This window comes from Halomonas sp. 18071143 (assembly GCF_019211725.1).
GTDB lineage: Bacteria > Pseudomonadota > Gammaproteobacteria > Pseudomonadales > Halomonadaceae > Vreelandella > Vreelandella stevensii.
The window spans coordinates 3,265,058-3,288,913 of sequence record NZ_CP078120.1 but is presented as its reverse complement, the minus strand read 5'-3'; the positions used below and the strand labels follow the sequence as shown (position 1 = coordinate 3,288,913).

The 23,856-nt window shown below is 61.3% G+C and carries 26 protein-coding genes; 10 read left to right on the top strand and 16 right to left on the bottom strand.

All coding sequences use genetic code 11. The features are described 5' to 3' along the window. Positions 1–28: 28 nt before the first annotated feature. The 6 genes from KVY02_RS18400 to coaBC all read right to left on the bottom strand — a co-directional run bounded on the left by KVY02_RS18400 (position 29) and on the right by coaBC (position 5,523). Positions 29–556: a hypothetical protein gene (locus tag KVY02_RS18400; RefSeq protein ID WP_249273187.1), complete on the bottom strand. Its 528-nt coding sequence runs from the start codon at positions 554–556 to the stop codon at positions 29–31. A gap of 158 nt (positions 557–714) precedes the next feature. Continuing rightward, the gene (slmA, locus tag KVY02_RS15455) at positions 715–1,323 is read right to left on the bottom strand and encodes a nucleoid occlusion factor SlmA (RefSeq protein WP_081136757.1); all 609 of its coding nucleotides are present in this window, start codon (positions 1,321–1,323) and stop codon (positions 715–717) included. Between the two features lie 21 nt (positions 1,324–1,344). Then, entirely contained in the window at positions 1,345–2,244 is a 900-nt protein-coding gene (gene argB, locus KVY02_RS15450; RefSeq protein ID WP_016915070.1) for an acetylglutamate kinase, read from the bottom strand. A gap of 82 nt (positions 2,245–2,326) precedes the next feature. Next, positions 2,327–3,715 (bottom strand): phosphomannomutase/phosphoglucomutase, encoded by a 1,389-nt coding sequence (locus KVY02_RS15445; RefSeq protein ID WP_081136755.1) that lies wholly within the window; start codon positions 3,713–3,715, stop codon positions 2,327–2,329. A 33-nt stretch (positions 3,716–3,748) separates the two neighbouring features. After that, positions 3,749–4,204, bottom strand: coding sequence for a dUTP diphosphatase (gene dut / locus KVY02_RS15440; protein ID WP_081136753.1), 456 nt, complete (start codon positions 4,202–4,204; stop codon positions 3,749–3,751). Beyond that, positions 4,201–5,523 carry a bifunctional phosphopantothenoylcysteine decarboxylase/phosphopantothenate--cysteine ligase CoaBC gene (gene coaBC / locus KVY02_RS15435; RefSeq protein ID WP_232710803.1) on the bottom strand — a complete coding sequence of 441 codons (1,323 nt, stop codon included), beginning with the start codon at positions 5,521–5,523 and terminating at the stop codon, positions 4,201–4,203. Before coaBC ends, dut begins: the two co-directional genes overlap by 4 nt. 159 nt (positions 5,524–5,682) lie before the next feature. Between coaBC and radC the strand changes: the two genes are divergently transcribed. From radC to KVY02_RS15405, 6 genes are all read left to right on the top strand, one after another. Further along, complete coding sequence (gene radC, locus KVY02_RS15430) at positions 5,683–6,357, top strand: RadC family protein (RefSeq protein WP_039175218.1); 675 nt, start codon at positions 5,683–5,685, stop codon at positions 6,355–6,357. A 280-nt stretch (positions 6,358–6,637) separates the two neighbouring features. Beyond that, a complete protein-coding gene (gene rpmB / locus KVY02_RS15425; protein WP_016915065.1) occupies positions 6,638–6,874 on the top strand; it encodes a 50S ribosomal protein L28 in 237 nt (78 codons plus the stop codon). Positions 6,875–6,912: 38 nt separating this feature from the next. After that, a complete protein-coding gene (gene rpmG / locus KVY02_RS15420; RefSeq protein ID WP_009098622.1) occupies positions 6,913–7,068 on the top strand; it encodes a 50S ribosomal protein L33 in 156 nt (51 codons plus the stop codon). 140 nt (positions 7,069–7,208) lie between these two features. After that, entirely contained in the window at positions 7,209–8,036 is an 828-nt protein-coding gene (gene mutM / locus KVY02_RS15415) for a bifunctional DNA-formamidopyrimidine glycosylase/DNA-(apurinic or apyrimidinic site) lyase (protein ID WP_100731437.1), read from the top strand. Between the two features lie 45 nt (positions 8,037–8,081). Next, the gene (locus tag KVY02_RS15410; RefSeq protein WP_016915063.1) at positions 8,082–9,272 is read left to right on the top strand and encodes a class I SAM-dependent rRNA methyltransferase; all 1,191 of its coding nucleotides are present in this window, start codon (positions 8,082–8,084) and stop codon (positions 9,270–9,272) included. Positions 9,273–9,320: 48 nt separating this feature from the next. Beyond that, the gene (locus KVY02_RS15405) at positions 9,321–9,755 is read left to right on the top strand and encodes an acyl-CoA thioesterase (protein ID WP_016915062.1); all 435 of its coding nucleotides are present in this window, start codon (positions 9,321–9,323) and stop codon (positions 9,753–9,755) included. A gap of 24 nt (positions 9,756–9,779) precedes the next feature. Here KVY02_RS15405 and KVY02_RS15400 read toward each other — a convergent pair whose 3' ends face one another. Next, positions 9,780–10,331 carry a DUF4276 family protein gene (locus tag KVY02_RS15400; protein ID WP_016915061.1) on the bottom strand — a complete coding sequence of 184 codons (552 nt, stop codon included), beginning with the start codon at positions 10,329–10,331 and terminating at the stop codon, positions 9,780–9,782. Then, positions 10,331–11,521: an AAA family ATPase gene (locus KVY02_RS15395; protein WP_016915060.1), complete on the bottom strand. Its 1,191-nt coding sequence runs from the start codon at positions 11,519–11,521 to the stop codon at positions 10,331–10,333. Before KVY02_RS15395 ends, KVY02_RS15400 begins: the two co-directional genes overlap by 1 nt. Positions 11,522–11,845: 324 nt before the next feature. Here KVY02_RS15395 and ald point away from each other — a divergent pair, with 324 nt between their 5' ends. Beyond that, positions 11,846–12,961, top strand: coding sequence for an alanine dehydrogenase (gene ald, locus KVY02_RS15390; protein ID WP_016915059.1), 1,116 nt, complete (start codon positions 11,846–11,848; stop codon positions 12,959–12,961). A gap of 21 nt (positions 12,962–12,982) precedes the next feature. Here the strand turns inward: ald and KVY02_RS15385 are convergent, their stop codons facing one another. Continuing rightward, positions 12,983–13,231, bottom strand: a complete 249-nt coding sequence (locus KVY02_RS15385; RefSeq protein ID WP_016915058.1) for a SlyX family protein — start codon at positions 13,229–13,231, stop codon at positions 12,983–12,985. 110 nt (positions 13,232–13,341) lie between these two features. Here KVY02_RS15385 and KVY02_RS18485 point away from each other — a divergent pair, with 110 nt between their 5' ends. Further along, positions 13,342–13,869, top strand: a complete 528-nt coding sequence (locus KVY02_RS18485) for a cold-shock protein (protein ID WP_016915057.1) — start codon at positions 13,342–13,344, stop codon at positions 13,867–13,869. A gap of 57 nt (positions 13,870–13,926) precedes the next feature. Here the strand turns inward: KVY02_RS18485 and KVY02_RS15375 are convergent, their stop codons facing one another. The 7 genes from KVY02_RS15375 to map all read right to left on the bottom strand — a co-directional run bounded on the left by KVY02_RS15375 (position 13,927) and on the right by map (position 21,680). Beyond that, positions 13,927–14,316: a hypothetical protein gene (locus KVY02_RS15375; RefSeq protein WP_016915056.1), complete on the bottom strand. Its 390-nt coding sequence runs from the start codon at positions 14,314–14,316 to the stop codon at positions 13,927–13,929. Next, positions 14,313–15,485, bottom strand: coding sequence for a succinyl-diaminopimelate desuccinylase (dapE, locus tag KVY02_RS15370; protein ID WP_016915055.1), 1,173 nt, complete (start codon positions 15,483–15,485; stop codon positions 14,313–14,315). Before dapE ends, KVY02_RS15375 begins: the two co-directional genes overlap by 4 nt. Then, the gene (gene dapD / locus KVY02_RS15365) at positions 15,472–16,497 is read right to left on the bottom strand and encodes a 2,3,4,5-tetrahydropyridine-2,6-dicarboxylate N-succinyltransferase (RefSeq protein ID WP_016915054.1); all 1,026 of its coding nucleotides are present in this window, start codon (positions 16,495–16,497) and stop codon (positions 15,472–15,474) included. The genes dapE and dapD overlap by 14 nt, the downstream gene beginning before the upstream one ends. 41 nt (positions 16,498–16,538) lie before the next feature. Further along, on the bottom strand, positions 16,539–16,886 hold the full coding sequence (locus tag KVY02_RS15360) for a Spx/MgsR family RNA polymerase-binding regulatory protein (RefSeq protein ID WP_016915053.1): 348 nt from the start codon (positions 16,884–16,886) through the stop codon (positions 16,539–16,541). A gap of 34 nt (positions 16,887–16,920) precedes the next feature. Next, positions 16,921–18,117, bottom strand: a complete 1,197-nt coding sequence (dapC, locus tag KVY02_RS15355) for a succinyldiaminopimelate transaminase (RefSeq protein ID WP_016915052.1) — start codon at positions 18,115–18,117, stop codon at positions 16,921–16,923. 96 nt (positions 18,118–18,213) lie between these two features. Next, entirely contained in the window at positions 18,214–20,889 is a 2,676-nt protein-coding gene (locus KVY02_RS15350) for a [protein-PII] uridylyltransferase (RefSeq protein WP_081136737.1), read from the bottom strand. Then, on the bottom strand, positions 20,889–21,680 hold the full coding sequence (gene map, locus KVY02_RS15345) for a type I methionyl aminopeptidase (protein WP_218313865.1): 792 nt from the start codon (positions 21,678–21,680) through the stop codon (positions 20,889–20,891). Before map ends, KVY02_RS15350 begins: the two co-directional genes overlap by 1 nt. 323 nt (positions 21,681–22,003) lie before the next feature. Here map and rpsB point away from each other — a divergent pair, with 323 nt between their 5' ends. Together rpsB and tsf are read left to right on the top strand one after the other, a co-directional pair. After that, positions 22,004–22,753: a 30S ribosomal protein S2 gene (gene rpsB, locus KVY02_RS15340; RefSeq protein WP_100731443.1), complete on the top strand. Its 750-nt coding sequence runs from the start codon at positions 22,004–22,006 to the stop codon at positions 22,751–22,753. 216 nt (positions 22,754–22,969) lie between these two features. Then, positions 22,970–23,839: a translation elongation factor Ts gene (gene tsf, locus KVY02_RS15335; RefSeq protein ID WP_016915048.1), complete on the top strand. Its 870-nt coding sequence runs from the start codon at positions 22,970–22,972 to the stop codon at positions 23,837–23,839. Positions 23,840–23,856: the final 17 nt, after the last annotated feature.

Sequence of the window (23,856 nt, the reverse complement as noted above, 5' to 3'; positions counted from 1 at the left end):
CTGCTCGGGCGTGTGGGGAGTTGTAAGCTCAGTGCGTGCTTTCGTTACGCAGCTTGGCGATCTCCTCCACCGTTAGCCCAGTAGCGACAGCAATTTGGTCGTCACTCAGCGCACCAAGCGTTAACAAATTGCGGGCTGTGGTGACGATGCCTTCCTGGCGTCCTTCCTGGCGTCCCTCTAAACGCCCGGCCTGGCGTTCTTCCTGGGCCCAGTTTGCAAGATTTTCTGCTAGCATGGTTTTGTCCTCCACTAAACTATTGAGCTGGTCCAGGTTTGCATTGGCGCCTAACCTTTGCAAATAGCGCTTTAGCCAGCGGGTAACGATCTTGTCGATCCGCTCTTTGTCCGGGGCGGCTTGTATGATCGTGACAATTCGGTCCACCGCTTGCTGTAAACCTTTCATGTCGGTTGAGGCTTTTTCGATGCCGAATACCCCACTTAGCGGTGTTGGGCGCAGGGCAAGCTCTTCATCAGTGTAGCGCCCTTCATCGATGAGGTAGTAGCGAAGGTGTGGCTGATAGACCTGCAGAAACGAGGGTGGTTCCGGGTACACCATGTCGTAGATGTCCTGGCGTGCTGTCCAACGTTCGGCCCCATTGTAAAGCACTAGGGGTATGGCCTGGCAGCCATCATCAACAAACGCCCCGCCATGGCTGCCACCGGGGGCGTGTGCGTTGTATGCGTAGGCTGTACGTGTATGCAGTGCGCCCGTAGTCAGGCGAGCTGTGGGCTGGGTTGTAGCAGTTGGCTGGAAAGTAGCGCCCACTGGTCTTCCCAGTACTCGGTGGGCAGCCGTTTGAAGTCGCTGCGCACGTACTGGGCGATGCGCCCTTCGGCTTGCGCGATCAGCAGGTTGGCAGCGGCGGAGGCGGGAATGCTGGGGCGCAGCCCTTCACGCAGCTCGGCTTCGCGGAGGATTTGTTTCAGCTGGGTTTCCAGGCGTTCGAACAGCTGGTGAACGCGCAGGCGCAGGCGTGCCGTTTCGCCGGTGAGTGCGTCGCCGCCCAGTACTCGGGCCAGGCCGGGGTTTTTTTCGGCAAAGCCCAGCAGCAGTGAGAGTATCGTGCTGCAGCGGGTGGTGGCGTCGGGGATGTCTTCCAGTATCCGGGTGATGCGCGCGAAAATGCTCTCTTCGATGAAGTCGATCAAGCCTTCGAACATGCGCGCCTTACTGGGGAAGTGGCGGTACAGCGCCGCTTCGGAAACCCCCACCTGGCGGGCCAGGGCGGCGGTGGTGATCCGCTTGCCGCTGTCCTCTTCCAGCATGATGGCCAGGGCCTGCAGGATTTGCTCGCGACGGCGAGGCTTGCGGTCGTTACTCATGACTCTTGCCCTCCGTCGCAGTTAGCCTGCGTTGGTGATCAGGGTGCCTACCCCAGCGTTGGTGAAGATTTCCAGCAGCACGGCATGCGGCACCCGGCCATCGATGATGTGGGCGCTGTTAACGCCCCCCTTGACGGCGTCCAGGGCGCAGCGAATCTTCGGCAGCATGCCGCCGTAGATGGTGCCATCGGCAATCAGGGCATCTACCTGGGCCGTGGTCAGGCCGGTCATGACCTGGCCTTCGCTGTTCATCAGGCCCGCCACGTTGGTCAGCAGCATCAGCTTTTCGGCGTTCAGCGCTTCCGCCAGCTTACCGGCCACCAGGTCGGCGTTGATGTTGTAGCTGTTGCCTTGGGCGTCCACGCCGATAGGGGCGATGACCGGAATGAAGTCGCGGGCCGCGAGCATCTCGATCAGGTCGGTGGAGATCGCTTCCACTTCCCCCACGTGGCCGATGTCGATGATCTCCGGGGCGGTCATTTCCGGGCTTTGATGCTCCACCTTCAACTGGCGGGCACGAATCTGGGCGCCATCCTTGCCGGTCAGGCCAATTGCTTTGCCGCCGCTCTGGTTGATCAGGTTGACGATGCTCTTGTTGACCAGGCCGCCCAGCACCATTTCCACCACGTCCATGGTTTGCGAGTCGGTGACCCGCATGCCGTTGACGAAGCGCGATTCGATATTGAGCTTTTCCAGCAGGCTGCCAATTTGCGGGCCGCCGCCGTGCACCACCACGGGGTTGATGCCGACTTCTTTCATCAGCACGATGTTACGAGCAAAGGAGTCGATCAGCGTATCTTCGGTCATGGCGTTGCCGCCGTACTTCACGACCACGGTCTTGCCGGAAAACTGCTGAATGTAGGGAAGGGCTTCGGATAGCACCTCCACAACGACCTGGGGGTCGCGGCTAGCTGAACTCATGAGATTGTCCCTTTGCTCTAGTAATATCTGCTTTTAATGTCTGCTTCATCGTCGCGCGGGTGGTGGGCGCTCCGTGGCATGATCATGTGATGGGGGTATCCGGGATCGTCAACGTAGGTGAAACACCTTGCAGGGCGCGTGCGAAGCGCTCGCGTATCCGTTCCAGGGCCGCGCTGTCTTCCCCCTCGAAGCGCAGCACCAGCGCGGGCGTCGTGTTGGACGCTCGGCACAACCCCCAGCCGTCGGGGTAGTCAACGCGAATACCATCCAGCGTGGTTTTGATACCTTCGCCGAAGTCGCCCTCTCTGGCAAGCGTCTCGACCATGGCAAATTTGTCGGCATCCGCCACGGTGATGTTGATTTCGGGCGTGCTCACTGCCTGGGGAAATTGGTCGAAGAAGGCATCCGCATCGCCTGGGTAGCGGGCCAGTATTTCCAGTAGCCGGGCGGCGGCATACAGGCCGTCATCGAAACCGTACCAGCGTTCCTTGAAGAAGATGTGACCGCTCATCTCGCCCCCCAGCAAGGCGCCGGTTTCCTTCATGCGCGCCTTGATGAGCGAGTGGCCGGTGCGCCACATCTCCGGCTCGCCGCCAGCCTCGCTCACCACCCGTGCCAGGTGCCCGGTACACTTGATGTCGAACACCACTTTGGCACCAGGGTTGCGGGAGAGCATGTCGGTGGCGAACAGCATCATCAGGTGGTCGGGAAAGATCATTCGCCCGCGCGGCGTGACCACGCCCAGGCGGTCGCCGTCGCCGTCGAAGGCCAGGCCGATGTCTGCGCCTACCTGCTGCACCTTGCGCATCAGATCCTGCAGGTTCTCCGGTTTGCCGGGGTCGGGGTGGTGGTTGGGGAAGCGGCCATCGATCTCGGCGAACAGCGCTGTGGTGGCCACCCCCAACCGTTCGACCAGCTGAGGGCCAAGCTCGCCCGCCACGCCGTTGCCGCAATCCACCACCGCACTGAGCGGCCTTGCGAGCTGCACATCCTCGAGAATACGCGCCAGATACGTGGCCCGCAGGTCGTGGGCGCGCACACGGCCATGGCCCTCGGTGAAGTCGCCTGACTGAATGCGCTCGTACAGGGCGGTAATCGCGTCGCTGGCCAGGGTTTCTCCGGCCAGCACGATTTTGAAGCCGTTGTAGTCGGGCGGGTTGTGGCTGCCGGTCAGCATTACCCCGGAGCAGCTCTCGGGCAGGGTGTGTGTGGCAAAGTAGAGCACTGGCGTAGGCACCATGCCAAGGTCGATCACATCGCGCCCGGCGGCCTGGAGCCCTTTGATGAGCGCCGCCTGCAGGCGTGGCCCCGAGACTCTGCCGTCCCGTGCGACGATCATGGTGTGTTCACCGCGGGCGGCGGCTTCCGAGCCCACTGCCCGGCCAATCAGCTCGGCGGTGGCTTCGCTGAGAGTGTCATCCACGATGCCGCGAATATCGTAGGCGCGAAAAATCGAAGCGGGTACGGTCATGGTCAATCCCTGAAAGAGCGCGCTAGTGAGTGCTTACTGGCGGCCAGTGCTGCCAAAGCCGCCACTGCCACGGGTGGAATCGGTGAAGCTGTCGACGAGGGTCAGTTCGGCCTGCACCACCGGCACCAGCACGTATTGTGCCAGGCGCTCGAACGGCGTGACCGTGAAGCTGGCCTGCCCGCGGTTCCATACCGAGACCATCAATTCGCCCTGGTAGTCGGAGTCGATCAGCCCCACCAGGTTGCCCAGCACGATGCCGTGCTTATGCCCCAGCCCCGAACGCGGCAGGATCATGCCGGCAAGGTTGGGGTCTTCGATATAGATGGCCAGGCCGGTGCGCACCAGCTGGCATTCGCCTGGCGCCAGCGTCAGCGGTTCGTCCAGCAGGGCGCGCAGGTCCATGCCCGCCGAGCCAGCGGTGGCGTAAGAGGGCAGATAGTCGCGCAAGCGCTCGTCCAATACCTTGCACTGCAGGCGAGGGCGGTTCATGAGGAAGCTCCGTGAGAAGTGTGAGGCAGCAGGGAGAGCGCCTGCTGCACGATCAGGGTGGCCAGCGCGGTCTTGGGTTGGGGCGGCGCGCTGTGTTGCTGCGTGCCGTCAGGCGTACGCCAGAGCAGCAGGGCGGCGTTGTCGTCGCTGCCAAAGCCCAGCCCTTGCTGGGCCACGTCGTTGGCCACGACCATGTCCAGGCCCTTGCGGTCGAGCTTGTGGCGGGCGTAGCGCTCGACCTCCTGGGTTTCGGCGGCAAAGCCGACCACGAAGGGGCGTTGCCTGTTGGGCAAGGCCGCCACGTCGGCAATGATGTCCGGGTTTTTCACCAGCGTCAGGGTCAGCGTGTCCTGATCGTCGGTTTTCTTGAGCTTGTGCTCGGCGGCGCTGGCGGCGCGGTAGTCGGCCACGGCGGCACAGCCAATGAACAGCGCGGCCTGGGGGGCCAGCTGTAGCGCGGCCTGGTGCATCTCCCGGGCGGTTTCCACGTTTTGGCGCTCGACCCCGGCTGGGGTGGGCAAATTGACCGGGCCGCTGATCAGGGTCACGCGAGCCCCTTGCGCCACGGCGGCGGCGGCCAGAGCGAAGCCCATCTTGCCCGAGCTGTGGTTGGACAGGTAGCGCACCGGGTCCAGGGCTTCACGGGTGGGGCCCGCGGTGATCACCACGTGAGGGCGCGTTGCGCCCTGGGCGGGCGACGCAACCTTGGCTGCTTTGGCGAAGTGCTGTTGAAGGGCTGCGAAGATATCCTCGGGTTCGCTCATTCGCCCTGGGCCAACGTCGCCACAGGCCTGCTCGCCAGCGGCAGGGCCGATCAACTGCCAGCCGTCGGCGGCCAGCTGTGCCTGGTTACGCTGCGTGGCGGGATGGCGCCACATGGCCTGGTTCATGGCGGGGGCCATCAGCCGTGGCGCTTCCGAAGCAAGGCACAGAGTGGTCAGCAGGTCGTCGGCCATGCCGTGCGCCAGGCGCGCCATCACATCGGCCGTGGCCGGGGCCACCAGCAGGGCATCGGCCCAGCGGGCCAGTTCAATGTGCCCCATCCCGGCTTCTGCCTCGGGGTCCAGCAGCGAGGTGCGCACGGGCTCGCCAGAGAGAGCCTGCAGCGTCAGGGGGGTGATGAAGGCTTGAGCACCCTCGGTCATCACCACGCGCACCTCACAGCCTGCCTGCTTCAGCAGTCTCACGATCAGCGCGCTTTTATACGCGGCAATACCGGCGCTGACGCCCAGCAGCACGCGTTTACCTGCGAGCAGGGCGGTCGGCGATGGTTCTGAGAGTGGTCGTGGGGACTCGGACGCTTGCGAGAGTGATGCCATGGTCGGCGATTCCGTATGACGGTCGTAAGGAGGCTTACCATACCATTTGGCGGTTTATTTTGGCATGCTCGGTGGACGTGTTATAACGCCAGGTATAGTGAGGAATGGTGAAGGCGAGGGCGTGAGCCACACGCCTAGGGCATAGGTTGGGGGGCATGGATGGGTATCAATCATTGGCCAGAGGGTGAGCGACCCCGTGAAAAACTGCTGACCATGGGGGCGCAGTCGTTATCGGATGCCGAACTGCTGGCGATCTTTCTGCGGGTGGGGGTTCAGGGGCGTTCGGCAGTGGACCTGGCGCGTGACCTGCTGGCGAGCTTTGGCGGGTTGCGGCAGCTGCTGGAGGCAGACAGAGAGCAGTTTTGTGCCGCCCGTGGATTGGGCGATGCCAAGTTTTCCCAGTTGCAGGCCACGCTGGAGCTATCGCGGCGACATTTGGCCAGCCAGCTGGCACGCGGCAACGCGTTGACCTCGCCTGCCCTGGTGCGCCACTACCTGAGTTCGCAGCTGCGCCACCTGGGGCATGAAGAGTTTGCGGTACTTTTTTTGGATACTCAGCACCGAATCATTCGCTATGAATCCCTGTTTCGCGGTACCCTAGACAGCGCATCCGTTTACCCCCGCGAAGTTGCCAAGCGTGCGTTGGAACTCCACGCTGGCGCTGTCATCCTGGCCCACAATCACCCTTCGGGTGTGGCTGAGCCCAGCGACGCTGATCGACGTATCACCGAACGCTTGAAAGATGCCCTTGCTCTCTTTGACGTGCGAGTGCTGGATCATTTTGTGGTGGGAGACGGAGACGTGGTGTCCTTTGCCGAGCGCGGCTGGCTCTAGCGGGCAGGTCATGCGCACGCACTCCAGTAGTATCGAAAAGGCAGGCTGGCCCGCTCGATGCTGCGGCTGTCGTGACGAAAATTGTCCAAAAACGTGCTTTTTTGGCCTTTTTGGGCGGTTTCGCTTGCTGGTGGCCGGGTGCTCTGGTATAAAGTGCCACCTTTGAACTTGGGTTGAATAACGGATTTGGGTACAGCTAGGCGGTTAACTGCGTCGACTCCCTCCCTGCTCCGGTTTGCCCGACAGTTTTGAACAACTCGCCAAGCGGTTGGAGGCTCTCATGTCCAAAGTATGTCAGGTTACCGGCAAGCGTCCGGTAACTGGTAATAACGTTTCTCACTCCCAGCGCAAGACTCGTCGTCGTTTCTTGCCGAACCTGCACACCCATCGCTTCTGGGTGGAGTCTGAAAACCGCTTCGTCAAGCTGCGCGTTTCCTCTAAAGGCATGCGCATCATCGACAAGAAAGGTATCGACTCGGTTCTGGCCGACATCCGCAAACGCGGCGACGCTATCTAAGCCAGTTTCTGGCTCAGCATTTTTGGGAGAGTTAAACCATGCGCGATAAGATCAAGCTGGTGTCTAGTGCCGGTACTGGCCACTTCTACACCACTGACAAGAACAAGCGGAACACCCCGGATAAGTTCGAATTCAAGAAATACGACCCGGTCGTCCGTAAGCACGTCATCTACAAGGAAGCCAAGATCAAGTAACCTCGGTTACGATGATCGGCTTTCACCGCAGGCGAGCGCCTGTTGAAAAACCCGGCCCCAAGCCGGGTTTTTGCATGTCTAACGTTTGCGTTTCGCGTGTTAGCATCGCTGTCACTGTGCTGTCATCATAGGCTTTCATCATGCCCGAATTGCCTGAAGTGGAAACCACGCGGCGTGGTATCGCGCCTTACCTGGAAGGGCAGGAGATTACCGAAGTGCTGGTACGCCAGCCGCGCCTGCGCGTTCCCGTGCCGGATGACCTGGCCGAGCGGCTGGTCGGGGCTCGCGTGGGTGAGCTTGCCCGGCGCGCCAAATACCTGCAGATCCCGCTGGCCACGCCTACCGGCCACGCCACGCTGCTGTGGCACCTGGGCATGTCGGGTAGCCTGCGGATTGCCCGGCTGGGTGATCTGCCCAAAAAGCATGACCATGTGGATATCGTCACCGCCAGCGGGCATATATTGCGCTATCACGACCCGCGCCGCTTTGGCTTCGTCGATTGGCAGCACGCCGATGCACAGTTCGATACGCGGCTGGCGCACCTGGGCCCGGAACCCCTCGACGATGCCTTCACGGGCCGATGGCTCCACGCACTGTCGCGCGGCAAGCGCGTCGCCGTGAAGCCTTTCCTGATGGATAACCGCGTGGTCGTGGGAGCGGGCAACATCTATGCCGCCGAGGCGCTGTTCATGGCGGGCATCGACCCGCGCCGGGCCGCCGGACGCATTTCACTGGCGCGCTACGAAGCGCTGGCCCAGGCGGTCAAGGAAGTATTGGCGGCGGCCATTACCCAAGGTGGCACCACGCTGCGCGATTTCGTCAGCGGCCAGGGGGAGCCGGGCTACTTTGCCCAGCAATTGAATGTCTATGGTCGCCATGGCCAGCCTTGCCTGCGCTGTGGCAGCGAACTCAAGCGCATTACCCTGGGGCAGCGGGCCAGCGTATTCTGCCCCGGTTGCCAGCGCTGAGCGCCGCCCTGGGCGGCTAACTGTTTTGTTTATCTGGAGAATGTTGTGACTCAACGCCTGCGCCTGAATAAAAATGCCGATCGCCGCTTGAAGGCTGGCCATCTGTGGATCTACTCCAACGAAGTCGATATCAAGGAAACGCCGCTGAAGACCTTCGAGGCGGGCGAGCCTGCCTTGATAGAGGCCTCCAACGGCAAGACCCTGGGCGTGGCCTACGTGAACCCGCACTCGTTGATCTGTGCGCGGATCATGTCCCGCGACCCGGAAATGCGCCTGGATCGCTCGCTGTTCGTGCACCGTTTCAATCAGGCGCTGGCGCTGCGCCAGCGCCTGTTCGATCAGCCCTTCTATCGTCTGATTCATGGCGAGGGCGACCTGCTGCCAGGACTGATCATCGACCGCTTTGGCGATGTGCTGGTCGTGCAGCTCAATACCGCCGGCATGCAGGCGCTGGCCGACGAGATCGTCGATGCGCTGGAAAAGGTCATCAAGCCTGAGGTCATCGTATTCCGTAACGATACCGGGGGCCGCCGCCAGGAAGGCTTGGAAGCCCACGTGGAAGTGGTCAAGGGCACCCTGCCCGACGAAGTGCTGCTGGTGGAAAACGGCGTGACCTTTGCGGTGCCGGTACTCAACGGCCAGAAGACCGGCTGGTTCTTCGACCACCGCGTCAACCGGGCCTGGTTGAACAGTCAGGTTGCTGGAAAGCGCGTGCTGGACGTCTTCAGCTATGTGGGTGGCTGGGGCGTTCAGGCTGCCGCCAGCGGCGCCTCCGAAGTGCTGTGTGTGGATGCCTCCGGCGTTGCCCTGGAACAAGTGGCGCGCAATGCCGAGCTGAACGGCGTGCAGGAGCAGGTGGCCGTGGGGGAAGGCGACGCCTTCGAAGCGCTGGCCGCATTGAAAGCCGATGGCGAGCAGTTCGACGTGGTGATTCTCGACCCGCCTGCGTTCATCAAGAAGCGCAAGGATATCCCCAACGGTGAGCGCGCCTATGCACGACTCAACCGCGAGGCAATGCGCCTGCTGGGGCGCGATGGCCTGCTGCTGTCGGCGTCCTGCTCCATGCATCTGGCCCACGAGCGGCTGGTGGATGTGGTGCGCGGTGCCGTGCGCCATCAGGACCGCCATGGCCAGGTGATTTTCCAGGGCCATCAAGGGCCGGATCACCCCGTGCACCCGGCGATTCCCGAAACTGCTTACTTGAAAGCGCTGGGCGTGCGGGTCTTCCGCGACTGAGCATCGCCCGCTGTCGAGCGCCGTCGTCATAGGAAAGGAGGTGGCCACATGGAGTGGGCATTGCCAGAGCCGTTCGTACTCACGCTGCAGGTCGCGCCGGAAGCCATCGACGCTTACCGGCACGTCAATAACAGCGAGTACCTGCGCTGGGTAGAGCAGATCAGCTGGGCCCACTCCGAGGCGTTGGGGCTGTCGCTGGAACGCTATCGGGCGCTGGACCGGGCGATGGTGGTCCACCGCCACGAGCTGGACTACCTCGCCCCTGCTTTTCAAGACGACACGCTCTGCCTGGCCACCTGGATCGTCGACTGCGACGGCCGCTTCAGCCTGACGCGCCGCTTTCAACTGATACGGCCAGCAGACGGCAAGACGCTGCTGAAGGCGCGCACGCGGTTTGCCTGTGTCGCGCTTTCCAGCGGTCGCCCCAAGCGCTTGCCGGAGGAGTACCAGCGCATTTATGGCGCTGCGGTGGTGGCGGAATAAACAGCCGTGTTTTGGTAGTGTTGACTACCGAATGCCGCATGCCTTTTTAATACCTGCCAATAGCTGGTTGTAACTTTGTGAGTGATTCCCCTCCAGTGCTATCGCTAAGCCTAACGCACGAGAGCCGGATAGCTTTTGGTACTTTGGAGCAATGCGCTTCAACTCTTGGGCTGCGTTATTCAGACGGTCAGGGGTGCGGTATTTGGCTTTCGTTTGCTGCTTTGCCAAGCTGGCAGGCCCAAGGGCTTGTGCAACCGCCTTGAGGTCTCCAAGATAAAAGCTTTCAAGCTCATGGCAGGCAATGCGAACGATGGCATCAGGGTGGCCTGCCTCGCTGCATAGCGTCATTAGACGCTGCTTGATTTGCAGGCAGTCACCTGAGTCCTGATCACGCATGACCAGGAAGCATGACTCTGGGTTTTGCCATGCTCGTAAACGTATCGGCAGGCGTTTTTCTAAATCCTGCTTCCCTTCAAAAACAATATAGCGAGTTTCGATGCCTGGTAAGAGGCGAGGTATTATCCCTTGCAACATTGCCTTGGCTGAGGGCTCCTCCAAAAAGAAAACTAGTTCCATTATTCTGGTCCTGCCCCTTCAAAAAAACCTTCTTTCCAAAGATAACCCATCTGATCCCCTTCCTCGATAAAGGCAACAAGCTGTCGACTGTCCTTGGCTCGACATATGTTTGTATAGCCTTTCTCTTTCACGAGCCAGTAGACTTCCTCCACCTGTACGGCATTAAGGAAATCAGGAGAGTGACTCGATACAAAAACTTGTCCTCCTCTCTCAGCGTAAGCACGAAATTCTTCTGCCAATTCCCACAGTAAGGTAGGATAAAGCTGGTTTTCCGGTTCTTCGATACAAAGCAAGGGGTGTGGCTCAGGATCGTAGAGTAGTACTAGATAAGCAAACATTTTAATGGTGCCGTCAGATACATACCGGTCGATAAATGGATCGATGAATGAGTCGTCTTGAAAGTTTAGAATCAGCCGTCCATCTTGCGTCTGGATGGGTTCTATTTTATTAATGCCTGGAACCCGATGTTTCATCGCTTCGACCATTTGGTCAAAAATGCCAGGGTGATTTTCATAAATATTTCTTGCTACTAACTGCAAGTTATCACCTGATATAGAGAGGTGCTCGAATTCTCCAATGGCTTCTTTGCTACCACGAGCCAAATTGATATGAAAATCTGAAACATGCCAGTTTTCTATTAGTTGACGAAATGCATTGGCTGCTTTAAATCGTTCGAATTGTCCTAAGCCTTTAATCGCCAATGCATCTTTGCCAACATTTTGCTGCTCCCTTTGAAGTTCTTCATCTTGCTTGTCGAAATCTTCTTCATTCGTGATGGCGTAGCCCACGCCGCCTGAAAAATCCAGGAAGTGATAAGGTGAACCATAGCGACCACGTTTGTAACGAAGCACTTCACGCCTAACTGTCACCTGTCGATTTTCCATTCCTATTTCGATCAAGTATGAGATCAATCGTTCGACGCCAGCAATATCCATACGAAACTTTATTTCCAGCTCAATGGATTCATTACTGTCTACACCACGGCTAAGTACTTCTTTAAACCCGCCACGGACCTGCAGTGCTTGCTTAACATTGAAGGTTAAGCAATCCTTGAGGAAACCAAAAACATCAAATAGGGTTGATTTTCCTGAGCCGTTAGCACCGACGACAACACAGAAGCGTGGCAAGCCTTCCATCCTTGCGTGGCGAAAACTCTTGAAATTTTTAATTCGAATCGTTTCGATATGCATTGTTCGTCTCCGTCAACACCCAGTCCATTTGGCTCGCCGGGATGACCGGTATCGAGTGAGACTGTGGTTATCATCCTAACATCAGGAAAAACACTGTGCAGCACGGTTGGGTAGCACTAATGGGGGGGCATGCCTGGTTGTGGCTCAGCCTCTAGTGTAAAGGTTGATTTTTCCACTCGATGGCTTTATGCGCTATAATTTTCTGTTGAAAAACGCCTTTACCGGCGTTTTTTTCGTTTTGCTCCCTTGGGCTGGTGGTTCACGCCTGCTGTGCTGTAATGCATTGAGCACCCAGTGATGTTGATGACCCAAGGAGAGTCCGCCATGCACATTGCCGTTCCCAAAGAGATCAAGAACCACGAGTACCGCGTTGCGCTTACGCCCACGGGGGTGCGTGAGCTGGTTGGACGTGGTCACTCCGTCAGTGTCCAGGTAGGCGCGGGCGAAGGCGCTGGCTTTCAGGATGATGCCTACCAAAGCGCGGGCGCGACATTGGAGGCCGACGTCGAGGCGCTGTGGCAACGCGCCGAGCTGATTCTGAAGGTCAAGGAGCCCCAGCCGGAAGAGGTGGCGCGCCTGACGCCAGCGCACACGCTGTTTACCTATCTGCATCTGGCCGCCGAGCGGGCACTGACCGAAGGGCTGATGAAAAGCGGAGCCACCTGCATCGCGTATGAAACCATCACCGATGCTCGCGGTGGGTTGCCGCTGCTGGCCCCGATGAGCACCGTGGCGGGGCGCATGGCCATACAGGCCGGTGCCCACGGGTTGGAGAAGGCCCAGGGGGGCTCGGGGGTGCTGCTGCCCGGTGTGCCCGGTGTGGCACCGGGGCAGGTAACGGTCATTGGTGGTGGCGTGGTGGGGGAAAACGCAGCGCGGATGGCGCTGGGACTAGGGGCAGAGGTGACGATTCTCGATACCTCGGTGGCCCGGCTGGAAGCGTTGGATGCGCGCTACCAGGGGCGTATCAAAACCGTCTACTCCACCGCCGATGCGCTGGACCATGCGGCACGCACTGCCGACATGATCGTGGGCGCGGTGCTGATTCCCGGCGCGGCAGCTCCCAAATTGATCACCCGTGCCATGCTGGCCGAAATGAAACCCGGCAGTGTGCTGGTGGACGTGGCCATCGACCAGGGCGGCTGTTTCGAAACCAGCAAGCCCACGACCCACGCCGAGCCCACCTATCTCGTGGACGGCATCGTGCACTACTGTGTGGCCAACATGCCCGGCGCCGTGGCACGCACGTCTACCCTGGGGCTCACCAACGCGACGCTGCCGTTCGTGCTGGCGCTTGCCGACAAGGGGTGGCGCCAGGCGCTGGCAGACGATGCCCATTTTCTGCCCGGGCTGAACGTCCACGATGGCCAGATTACCTACCGGGCCGTCGCCCAGGCGTTTGGCCTGGAAAGCATCGAACCGGCCAGCGTGGTGAAGTGACCCGAGGAAGCGGTTAGTCCATTAGTAGTGGGGCGGGATGTCGTCTTCGGGGCGAAAGCCGCCCTGTGAGTCGCTGGCTTGCAGCGCCTGATGCTGTTCGCGGAGCCGTTCACGCATCAGGGCGCTCAGCTGTTCCAGCTTTTCGAGGCGGCGCTCCTGCTGGGCGACGGCCTGGTCGAGGGTGTCCAGCCAATGTTCCTGATAAGCCAGCCGACTTTCCAACGATTCAAGACGTTGAGTGAGCTCGGCAGGCGTTGAGTCGTTTGTCATGATAACATCGTCACCGTATGTAGTATGCTCGGTACTGTTAGGAAAGGGCCTGGTAGGCCGAGTATTGTCTTGCTTCTGTTACCCATACAACAAGAGAGCTTTTATCATCCATGAACCCAAAAGTTGTTTTTCGCTGTTTCTTTATCAGTATCTTACTGGCCGCCCCCACGCCGCTTCTTCTGGCGGGGATTGTTCATTTAACCAATGCACCGCTGGCTGAACAGTGGTTGGCCGAGGCTGCTTTCAGTGTGTATGCCGCTGTGGCACTTGGCTGTTTTGCAATGTTGTTCGTCGGTACGCTGGCGGCTGCGGCTCTGGCACCACCCATGGTGGTAAAGGCCGATGTGGCCAGGGTCAAACCTGCCACGCGTCAGCCCCAGGCAGCACCCGTGGTGGACGATGAAGAAGAGGATATCATCGACCCCAACGATGGCCGTGAAGAGGGCGAGGTCAAGTGGTTCAACACCAACAAGGGCTACGGCTTCATCACCCGGGACAATGGCGAAGATGTCTTCGTGCATTTTCGGGCGATACGCGGTCGTGGCCCACGCATGCTGGCCGAAGGCCAAATCGTGCGTTACCACGTGATCAAGAACGACCGTGGCCTTCAGGCCGATGATGTCAGCATTATCGAATAAGCGCTCCGGCGCGGTTGCTGACAGGAAAACCCCCGCCTTGTGCGGGGGTTTTTGCGTTTAGCGACCGGAGTCTGGCCATTCGATGGCTTTTTCCTGGCCGCCGGGCAGCACTTGCCAGAAGCGGTCCGGGTCATCGCCAGGGTGCCAGCCGCCCAGCGAACAGCGGACTTCCACGTTGAGCGCTTCGGCCGCGTGCTGCGCGCACTCCTGGTCGGTGTGCCAGGGGGTGTGGGCGCTGTCGAACCACAGGCTGGCAAAGCCGTCGGCGGCGTTGTCCACCAGCAGCACCGGGACGCTTTCCCCCTGATGCTGGCCACGGGTTTTCCACTTGCCCTTGCCCGCCGGGCCCAGCGGTGGGGCGGCGAGCGCCTCGCTGAGCCAGGCGTTGAGATCGTCCAGCGACACGCGGGCCAGGTACACTTCGATATCCGGAAACCGCTCCATCATACGCATACCTCGTCAGTAGTGAGCAGCGCCTGCAGGGTGGCTTCGTAGATGCGGCTGAGCGCATCGAGGTCGCTGGCCAGCACGCGCTCGTTCACCTTGTGAATGGTGTCGTTGAGCGGGCCCAGCTCCACCACCTGTGCCCCCAGGGTGGCAATGAAACGGCCATCGGAGGTGCCGCCGCTGGTCGACAGCTGCGGGCGCGCGCCGGTGACGGCTTCCACGCCGCGAATGGCCGCATCGACCAGTTCGCCTTCGGCGGTCAGGAAGGGCTCGCCGTTCAGGGTCCAGTCCACATGGTACTCGAGTCCATGGCGATCCAGAATCGCTTCGGTGCGGGCTTTCAGCGCTTCGTGGGTCACTTCCGTGGAGTAGCGGAAGTTGAACACCACTTCGATGTCGCCAGGGATCACGTTGGTCGCCCCGGTGCCCGCGCGCACGTTGGAAATCTGGAAACTGGTGGCGGGAAAGAAGTCGTTGCCAGCATCCCAGTGCTCGCGTGCCAAGGCATCGAGCGCAGGCAGCGCCTGGTGAATGGGGTTGCGTGCCAGGTGGGGGTAAGCCACATGCCCCTGCACCCCTTTGACATGCAGTACGCCGCCCAGCGAGCCGCGTCGGCCGTTCTTGATCACATCCCCCAGCCGCGCCGTGGAAGAGGGCTCGCCGACGATGCAGTAGTCCAGCCGTTCGTTGCGCTCGCGCAGGTGCTCCACCACGGCTCGGGTGCCGTCCACGGCGGGGCCTTCCTCATCGGAGGTGATCAGGAAGGCGATACGGCCGTCGTGGTCGGGGTAGCGGGCCACGAAGCGCTCCACGGCGGTCAGCATGGCGGCCAGGCTGCCTTTCATGTCGGCCGCACCGCGCCCGCAGAGCATGCCCTGCTCGTCGATGCATGGCTCGAAGGGCGGAAACTCCCAGCTGGTATGCGGCCCGCTGGGCACCACGTCGGTATGCCCGGCGAAGGCCAGCACCGGGCCATGATGGCCGCGCACGGCCCAGAAGTTTTTCACATCGCCGAACGGCAGCTGCTCGACATGGAAGCCGAGCGCCGTGAGGCGCTCGATCATCAGGTCCTGGCAGCCCTCGTCGTCCGGGGTCACCGACGCGCGACCCAGCAGGTCAAAGGCCAGGGTGAGCGTCGGTGACAGGGCAGCAGACTCAGTTGTGGGCATGCAGCGCCTCGTTCAGCGCAATGGCACTCTTGTTGGTGAGGCACTCGATGCGGCCATTTTGCGAGTTGCGGCGCAGCAGCAGGTCGTCCTGGCCAGCCAGCTCACGGGCGGCCACGGTGTTGGCCTCCTGGCCCTGGTCGTCGAGGACGGTCACCTTGGAGCCAGCGGTGATGTACAGGCCCGCTTCCACGGTGCAGCGGTCGCCCAGCGGAATGCCGATACCGGCGTTGGCACCGATCAGGCAGCCTTCGCCCACCTTGATGATGATGTTGCCACCACCGGAGAGGGTGCCCATGGTGGAGCAGCCGCCGCCCAGGTCGGAGCCTTTGCCGACCATGACGCCCGCTGAAATGCGGCCTTCGATCATGCCCGGGCCTTCGGTGCCCGCGTTGAAGTTGACGAAGCCTTCATGCATGACCGTGGTGCCTTCGCCCAGGTAGGCGCCCAGGCGTACGCGGGCGGTGTCGCCAATGCGGATGCCGGTGGGCACGACGTAGTCGGTCATCTTGGGGAACTTGTCGACGCAGTCAACGGACAGCGCGCGGCCTGCCAGGCGTGCCTTGAGGCGGCGAGCCGGCAGCTCTTCAATGTCGATGGCGCCTTCGTTGGTCCAGGCGATGTTGCGCAGCAGGCCGAACATGCCGGTCAGGTCCAGGCCGTGGGGCTTCACCAGACGGTGGGACAGCAGGTGCAGCTTGAGGTAGACCTCCGGCACGGTTTGCGGCGCCTGGTCGGTGTCCAGGAACATTGCTACCAGCGGGCGCTGGCTGGTGGCGAAAGACTCGGCCAGCGCTGCCTGCTCGGAATGACCCGCGGCTTCCAGTGCCTTGGCCAGGCGGGTGCAGTCTTCCGGCAGGAAGCTGACAGGGCTGTTCTCGGCAGCGGCGCCCAGCGCTTCCCTGGCGGCGGCCACCAGGCGCTCGTCGGGGTTCAGCAGCGGGGCCGGGTAGTAGATTTCCAGCCAGTCACCCTGGGTGTTTTGGGTACCAATTCCAAGCGCAAAGCTCAGCATAACGGGGCTTCCTTCAAGGTTGTGTGTCTAAGAGGGGGCGTTCAGCCGCTCAGTTTGTCGTAATCGCCGTCGCGGTAGCCGACCAGGATGGTGCTGTTGTCGACTTCGAGTAGCGGACGTTTGAGCAGCGTGGGTTGTTCCAGCAGCAGCCGACGGGCCGACGTGGCGTCCAGCTGATCCTTTTCCTCCTGGGGCAGGTTGCGCCAAGTGGTGCTGCGTTTATTGATGGCTTCCAGCAGCGGCACCCGCTCGAGAATATGCTCCAGCAGACTGGCCGACAGGCCATCCTTGCGCAGGTCATGGGTCTTGAAGGGAATACCGCTCTCCTCCAGCGCCTTGCGGGCTTTGCGGCAGGTGTCGCAGGTGTTGATGATATATAGCGTCAGCATGGAAAAGCCTCCTTGTCGTGGGGTATCGGCGGCGTTAGCTGCGCTCGATCAGCTGGCGCAGACGCTTGGCTGCTTCCAGGGTCGGTTCGAGCTCTGCCACCAACGCTAAGCGTAGACGACCTGCGCCTGGATTATGCCCCTCCTTGCTTGGGCGGCCCATCAGGCTGCCAGGCAGCACGCTGACATGCTGTTCGCTGAACAGCCGCTGAGCAAAGGCGATATCGTCGCCCCCCGGCACGGCGGGCCACAGGTAGAAGCTGGCTTCGGGCGTCGGGAACGACATGACCGGCGCAAGAACCTCGGTGACAGCGCTGAATTTCTCGCGGTAGGCGTCACGGTTGGCGCACACGTGGGCTTCGTCCTGCCAGGCAGCGATGGAGGCGTGCTGCAGGGGCAGTGACATCGCGCAGCCGTGGTAGGTACGGTAGCGCTTGAACGGGGCGAGGAGATCGGCGTCGCCCGCCACGAAACCCGAGCGCAACCCCGGCAGGTTGGAGCGTTTGGAGAGCGAATGAAACACCACGCAGCGGCGGTAGTCATCGCGGCCCAGCTCGGCGCAGGCCTGCAGCAGCCCGGGCGGCGGAGTGGCTTCGTCCAGGTAGAGCTCGGAGTAGCACTCGTCGGAGGCAATGATGAAGTCGTGCTCGTCGGCCAGGGCAATGAGCTGCTTGAACTCGGCCAGCGGGGTCACCGCGCCGGTGGGGTTGCCCGGTGAGCAGAGAAAGACGATCTGCACGTCGCGCCAGGTGTCGGCGCTGACGGCTGAAAAGTCCGGGCGAAAGCCGTTGTCGGCGGTACAGTCCAGGTAGAGCGGCTCGCCGCCTGCCAGCAGCGTGGCGCCTTCGTAGATCTGATAAAACGGGTTGGGTACCGCTACCTTGGCGGGGCGGGTGCGGTCCAGCGCCGCCTGCACGAAGGCGAAGATGGCTTCACGGGTGCCGTTCACCGGCAGCACCTGGCGTTCGGCGTCCAGCCCCTCCAGGCCAAAGCGCTGGGTGGCCCAGGCGGCAATGGTCTCGCGCAGGGCGGGCAGGCCGTTGGTGGCTGGGTAGCGCGCCATCTCCAGCTGGTGGGCAATGAGTGCGTCCAGTGCGCCTTGGTAAGGGGCATGCTGGGGCTCGCCAATGGTCAGCGGAATATGCGCAAGCCCCGCCGGAGGCGTGAGCGTCGCCTTGAGGGCGGCCAGCTTTTCAAACGGATAGGGGTGCAGGGCGTTCAGGTCTGAGTTCATGGCGAGTCCGTACCGTTTATCGAACCGCCGATTATAGGCAACCCCTGGGGCAGGCTCAAACCCAACGACCAGGGGCTGCTCGGCCAGGCACTTGGGCTAGACGCTCAACACGTCGATCAGCCGCTCACGAAGCTGCTGTTGACGGGCGGGGTCGGTGAGCGGTTCACCGGCCTTGGTGGTGATGAAAAAGACGTCCTCGACGCGCTCACCCAGGGTGGCGATCTTGGCGGCCGACAGGGCGATATCCTGCTCCATGAAGATACGCCCCACTCGGGCCAGCAGGCCGGGGCGGTCAGGGGCGGTCAGCTCCAGCAGCGTACGCTCATTGGCCGGGTCCTGCTCGATGACGACTTCCGTGGGCACCTTGAAGTGCTTCAGCTGGCGCGGGGTGTGCCGGGTGACGATCTCGGGGTAGTCGTCCGGGTCGTCCAGCTCTTCCACCAGGTGGCTGCGCATCTCTTCGATGCGCTGTGGGTCACGGATTGGCTGGCTATGGCTATCCAGCACGATGAAGGTATTCAGCGTCCAGTCGTTATGAGACGTGGCGATCCGCGCATCGTGGATGGACAGCCCCAACTGCTCCATGGCCGCGGCCGTGGCGGCAAACAGATCATCCACGGAGCGGGTGTGGATGAACACCTTGGTGCCGCCCTCGGCCATGTCGGCGGTGGGGGCACTGATCAGCACCAGCGGCAGGGGGGAGGGCTGATGGGCCAGAATACCCTGGGTCTGCCACACGATCTCGCTGGGGGCGTACTGCAGGAAGTAGTCCTCCCCCAGGGACTCCCATAGCTGATCGATCTGCTGGCTATCCACTCCAACGGTCTGCAGCAGTGAGCGGGCCTCGGTGCGTGTTTCTCTCACCCAGTCATCTCTGTCCGGCGGGTTTTTCAGCCCTCGGCGCAGGGCGCGCTTGGTCTCTGCATGCAGCTGGCGCAGCAGCGAGGCCCGCCAGCCGTTCCACAGCGTGGGGTTGGTGGCATTGATGTCCGCCACGGTGAGCACGTAGAGGTAGTCCAGGCGGGTTTCGTCGCGCACGACCAGCGCAAAGTCGCGGATCACGTCCGGGTCGCTGATGTCGCGCTTCTGGGCGGTCATCGACATCAGCAGGTGATGCTCGACCAGCCAGCTGACCAGGTTCGTATCGTGCTGGGAGACGTGATGACGACGGCAGAACTGCGCCACGTCACGGGCGCCGATTTCCGAGTGGTCTCCGCCGCGCCCTTTGCCGATGTCGTGGAACAGGCCAGCGATCCACAGCAGGTCCAGCTTGGGTAGCTGGTGGATCAGGTTGGCGGCCACCGGGAAGTCGTCTTTTGCCTCGGGCTTGCGGAAGCCGTGCAGGAATTTCAGCAGGCGCAGGGTGTGGGCGTCCACGGTGTAGATATGGAACAGGTCGTGCTGCATCAGCCCGACCGCTCGGCCGAACTCCGGCAGGTACTTGCCCAGAATGCCGTAACGGTTCATGCGCCGGAGCTGACGAGGCACGTTGCCCGGCGCCCGCATGAGCGCCATGAAGAGCCGCTGGTGGCGCGGGTCTTCCCGGTAGTGGTCATCGATCTGGTGGCGGTGGTCACGGATCAAACGAATGGTGTCGGCGCGCACGCCTTCGATTTCCGGGTGCTTGGCCATCAGCAGAAACAGCTCCAGCATGGCGGCCGGGCGTTCGCGAAACAAACTGCGCGAGCGGGCCTGAATGTAGCCCCCCTTGATCTCGAAACGGTCGTTGAGCTTGACGGTTTCCAGCGACTCCTTGCCGCGCAGGATCACTTCATCGAAGTGCTGCAGGAGCATGTCGTTGAGGCCTGCCAGCGCCGTCACATGGCGGTAGTAGCGCTTCATGAACTGTTCGACGGCCAGCCGCTCGGGCGTGTCCTTGAAGCCGAACATCTCGGCGATGGTGCGCTGGTGGTCGAACAGCAGGCGGTCTTCGGCGCGCCCGGTGAGCATGTGCAGGGCGTAGCGAACCTGCCACAGAAACGACTGCCCTTGGCTGAGGATGCGCAGCTCGGCGTCGTTCATGAACCCGTTGGCGACGATGTCGGTATACTGCTCGGTGCCGAAGTGCCGCTTGGCGACCCAGCCGATCATCTGAATGTCCCGCAGGCCGCCGGGCGAGCTTTTCAGATTGGGCTCCAGGTGGTACTCGGAGTTGTTGTAGCGGTAGTGGCGGGAGATCTGCTCCTGCCACTTGGCCTCGAAAAAGCGGTTGGCGGGCCATACGTGGGGCGCGCTCAGGCGCTCACGCATCTGTTCGCGCAGGGTCTCGGGGCCCGCGATCAATCGCGACTCCAGAAGATTGGTGATGACCGTCACATCGGCTTCGGATTCCCGCTCGCAGTCGTTGAGCGAGCGCACGCTATGGCCGATCTCCAGGCCAATGTCCCACAGGAACGTCACGAAGGCGCTCAGCGGCTCCCGGTAGGGGGTGTCGTCATCGTGTTCGAGCAGCAGCAGCAGGTCGATGTCCGAGTGGGGGTGCAGTTCCCCGCGCCCGTAGCCGCCCACCGCCACCAGCGCAATGCCGTCGTCGGGCCAGGCGTGGCGCTGCCAGGCAATTGCCAGCAGCTGGTCGAGATACCACGCGCGGCCGCGTACCAGATCACGTATGTCCGCACCCGCGCGAAACTGTTCGTCGAGGCGCGCCTGAATCTCCTTGAGCGCCGCCTTGAACGGGGCGATAGGTGAGCGCGCCCCGGACAGTTCGGTGCGAAACAGGTCCAGGTCGAAAAGCGACGTGTCCGGCTCGAACCGGTAGTGGTGTAGTAGCATCAGGCGTTCAAAAAGCCGAGGTCTTCGTTGCTGCGTGCGGTGAGCACTTCCACGCCGGTCTCGGTGACCAGTAGCGTGTGCTCCCACTGCGCCGACAGGCTGCGGTCCTTGGTCACCGCGGTCCAGCCGTCGCGCAACACTTTGGTCTTGTAGCCGCCCACGTTGATCATCGGCTCGATGGTGAAGCACATGCCCGTGTCGAGACGAATGTCGGCATCCGGGGCGTAGCCATCGTAGTGCAGGAACTGAGGGTCTTCGTGGAACTCGGCGCCGATGCCGTGACCGCAGAAGTCACGCACCACCGAGTAGCCGTTGGCTTCGGCGTGCTGCTGGATCACGCGGGCCAGCTCGGAAAGACGCACGCCGGGCTTGACCAGGGCGATGCTCTTGTACAGGCACTCCTGGGTGATGCGGCATAGCCGCTCGCCCTGGATGGTCTCGCCGATCACGAACATCACGCTGGAGTCGCCGTGGTAACCGTCGGGGGTGCGCACGGTAATGTCCAGATTCATGATGTCGCCGTTTTTCAGCTTCTTGGCGTCATCCGGGATGCCGTGACACACCACGTGGTTGATCGAGGTGCAGGTGGCCTTGGGGAAGCCGTGATAGTTCAGCGGCGCCGGGGTCGAGCCCAGTTCGTTGACGATGTACTCGTGGCAAAGGCGGTCGATCTCGCCAGTGCTGATGCCTGTCTGGATGTGCGGCGTGATCATTTCGATGACGCTGGCGGCCTGGCGTCCGGCTTCGCGCATTTTCTCGATTTCAGAAGGCGTCTTGATGGGAACGTTCATGAATTCTCGATGTGGCTTCAGAGTAGGGGATGAGCGGTCATTTCGGCAGCTATAACGCAGCGGCGACTTCATCTTGGCAATGATCTATGGTATAAAGCCGCGCGCTTTCCTGCAATCGCCATCCGCAGCTTCTTTTGCTGGCGCAGGCGACAGGCAAGAGCAACAAGAGCGCAACCCGGCATGGCTGGGTTGCAAGATAGCAAGCCTTGAAAACACACATGCACCGGCACATGGTCCCGGGTGCCTTTAGCAACGCCTGGCGGTGCTACTGGTCGGATCCATGGGGTGCGTGGAGGCCTAACCCGAGTTTCAGGAGTTTTACCATGTCTCACGTCAATATGCGTGACCTGCTGAAGGCAGGCGCTCACTTCGGTCACCAGACCAAGTACTGGAATCCGAAGATGGGCAAATACATCTTCGGCGCGCGCAACAAGATTCACATCATCAACCTTGAGCACACTCTGCCGGCGCTGAACGAAGCGATCGACGTGATCGAGAAGATGGCGTCTTCCAACAACAAGATCCTGTTTGTTGGTACCAAGCGCAGCGCGAGCAAGATCATCAAGGAAGAAGCCAGCCGTGTTGGCCAGCCGTTCGTCAACCATCGCTGGTTGGGCGGCATGCTGACCAACTTCAAGACCATTCGTCAGTCCATCAAGCGTCTGCGTGACCTCGAAGTCATGCGCGAAGACGGCACGTTCGAAAAGCTGACCAAGAAAGAAGTCTTGATGGCCACGCGTGAGCAAGAGAAGCTCGAGCGTTCTATCGGTGGTATCAAGAACATGGGCGGCCTGCCGGACGCACTGTTCGTGATCGACGTTGACCACGAGCGCATCGCGATCAACGAAGCCAACAAGCTGGGTATCCCGGTCATTGGCGTGGTAGATACCAACTCTAACCCGGATGGCGTTGATTACGTGATCCCGGGTAACGATGACTCCATCCGCGCGATCCAGATCTACGTGAAGGCGATTGCCGACGCGTGCACCCGTGCGAAAGAAGGTCGTCCCGAAGAGTTTGTCGAAGTGACGGAAGAAGCCGCTTCTGCCGACGCTGACGCTGCTGCCGAGTAACGCTGGCAGTGGGTGCGGCGGGCAGTTGAGCCGCATCGTCAAGAGGGGGCCTTATGCCCCCTTTTTCCCGCTTTGGGTGCTCCCAAACGGGCCGATCACGCCGGACACCAGGTGCCGGCAAGCGCTCTGCACTGTGATACGCAACGGTCATCTATCGTGGGTATACTCTGTAGCGCGTTTAACTCTCAGTTAGAACCATTTCCGAGGTGAAATCTCATGGCAGCTATCAGCGCCTCTCAGGTTAAGGAACTGCGCGAACGTACCGGTCTTGGCATGATGGAGTGCAAAAAAGCACTCACCGAAGCCGGCGGCGACATTGACGTGGCGATCGAAAACCTGCGTAAAAGCTCTGGCCTAAAAGCCGCTAAGAAAGCGGGTCGTACCGCTGCAGAAGGCGCCGTGGTAACGCGTGTCGCTGAAGACGGCAGCTACGGCGTCATGGTCGAAATCAACTCTGAAACCGATTTCGTTGCCCGCGACGATAACTTCATTGCCTTCACCGGCAAGATTGCGGATGCCTTCTTCGCTGCCAAGAGCGAAGACGTGGCGGCCGTCATGGCGGGTGATCTGGAGTCTGCGCGTGAGCAGCTGGTTCAGAAAATCGGCGAGAACATCGGCGTGCGTCGTGCCGTCGTCGTCAACGCTGTAGACGCTGGTCTGGTTGGCGAGTACGTTCACGGTGGCCGCATTGGCGTACTGACCGTGCTGAAAGGCGGTAATGCCGAGGTTGCCAAGGACGTTGCCATGCACGTGGCTGCCATCAACCCGGCAGTGGCCCACCCGGCCGACATGCCCCAGGAAGAGCTGGACAAGGAAAAAGCCATCATCCTGGCGCAGCCGGACATGGCGGGCAAGCCCGAGCAGATCGCCGAGAAGATGGTCGAAGGCCGCCTGAAGAAGTATCTGGCCGAGAACAGCCTGACCGAGCAGCCGTTCGTCAAGGACCCGAACCAGTCCGTTGCCGAGTTCGTCAAGGCAGCCGGTGGCGAAGTGGTCAGCTTCATTCGCTTTGAAGTGGGTGAAGGCATCGAGAAAGAAGAAGTCGACTTTGCCAAAGAAGTTATGGAACAGGCTGGCCGTCGCTAAGGTCAGAGGTTTCTGTA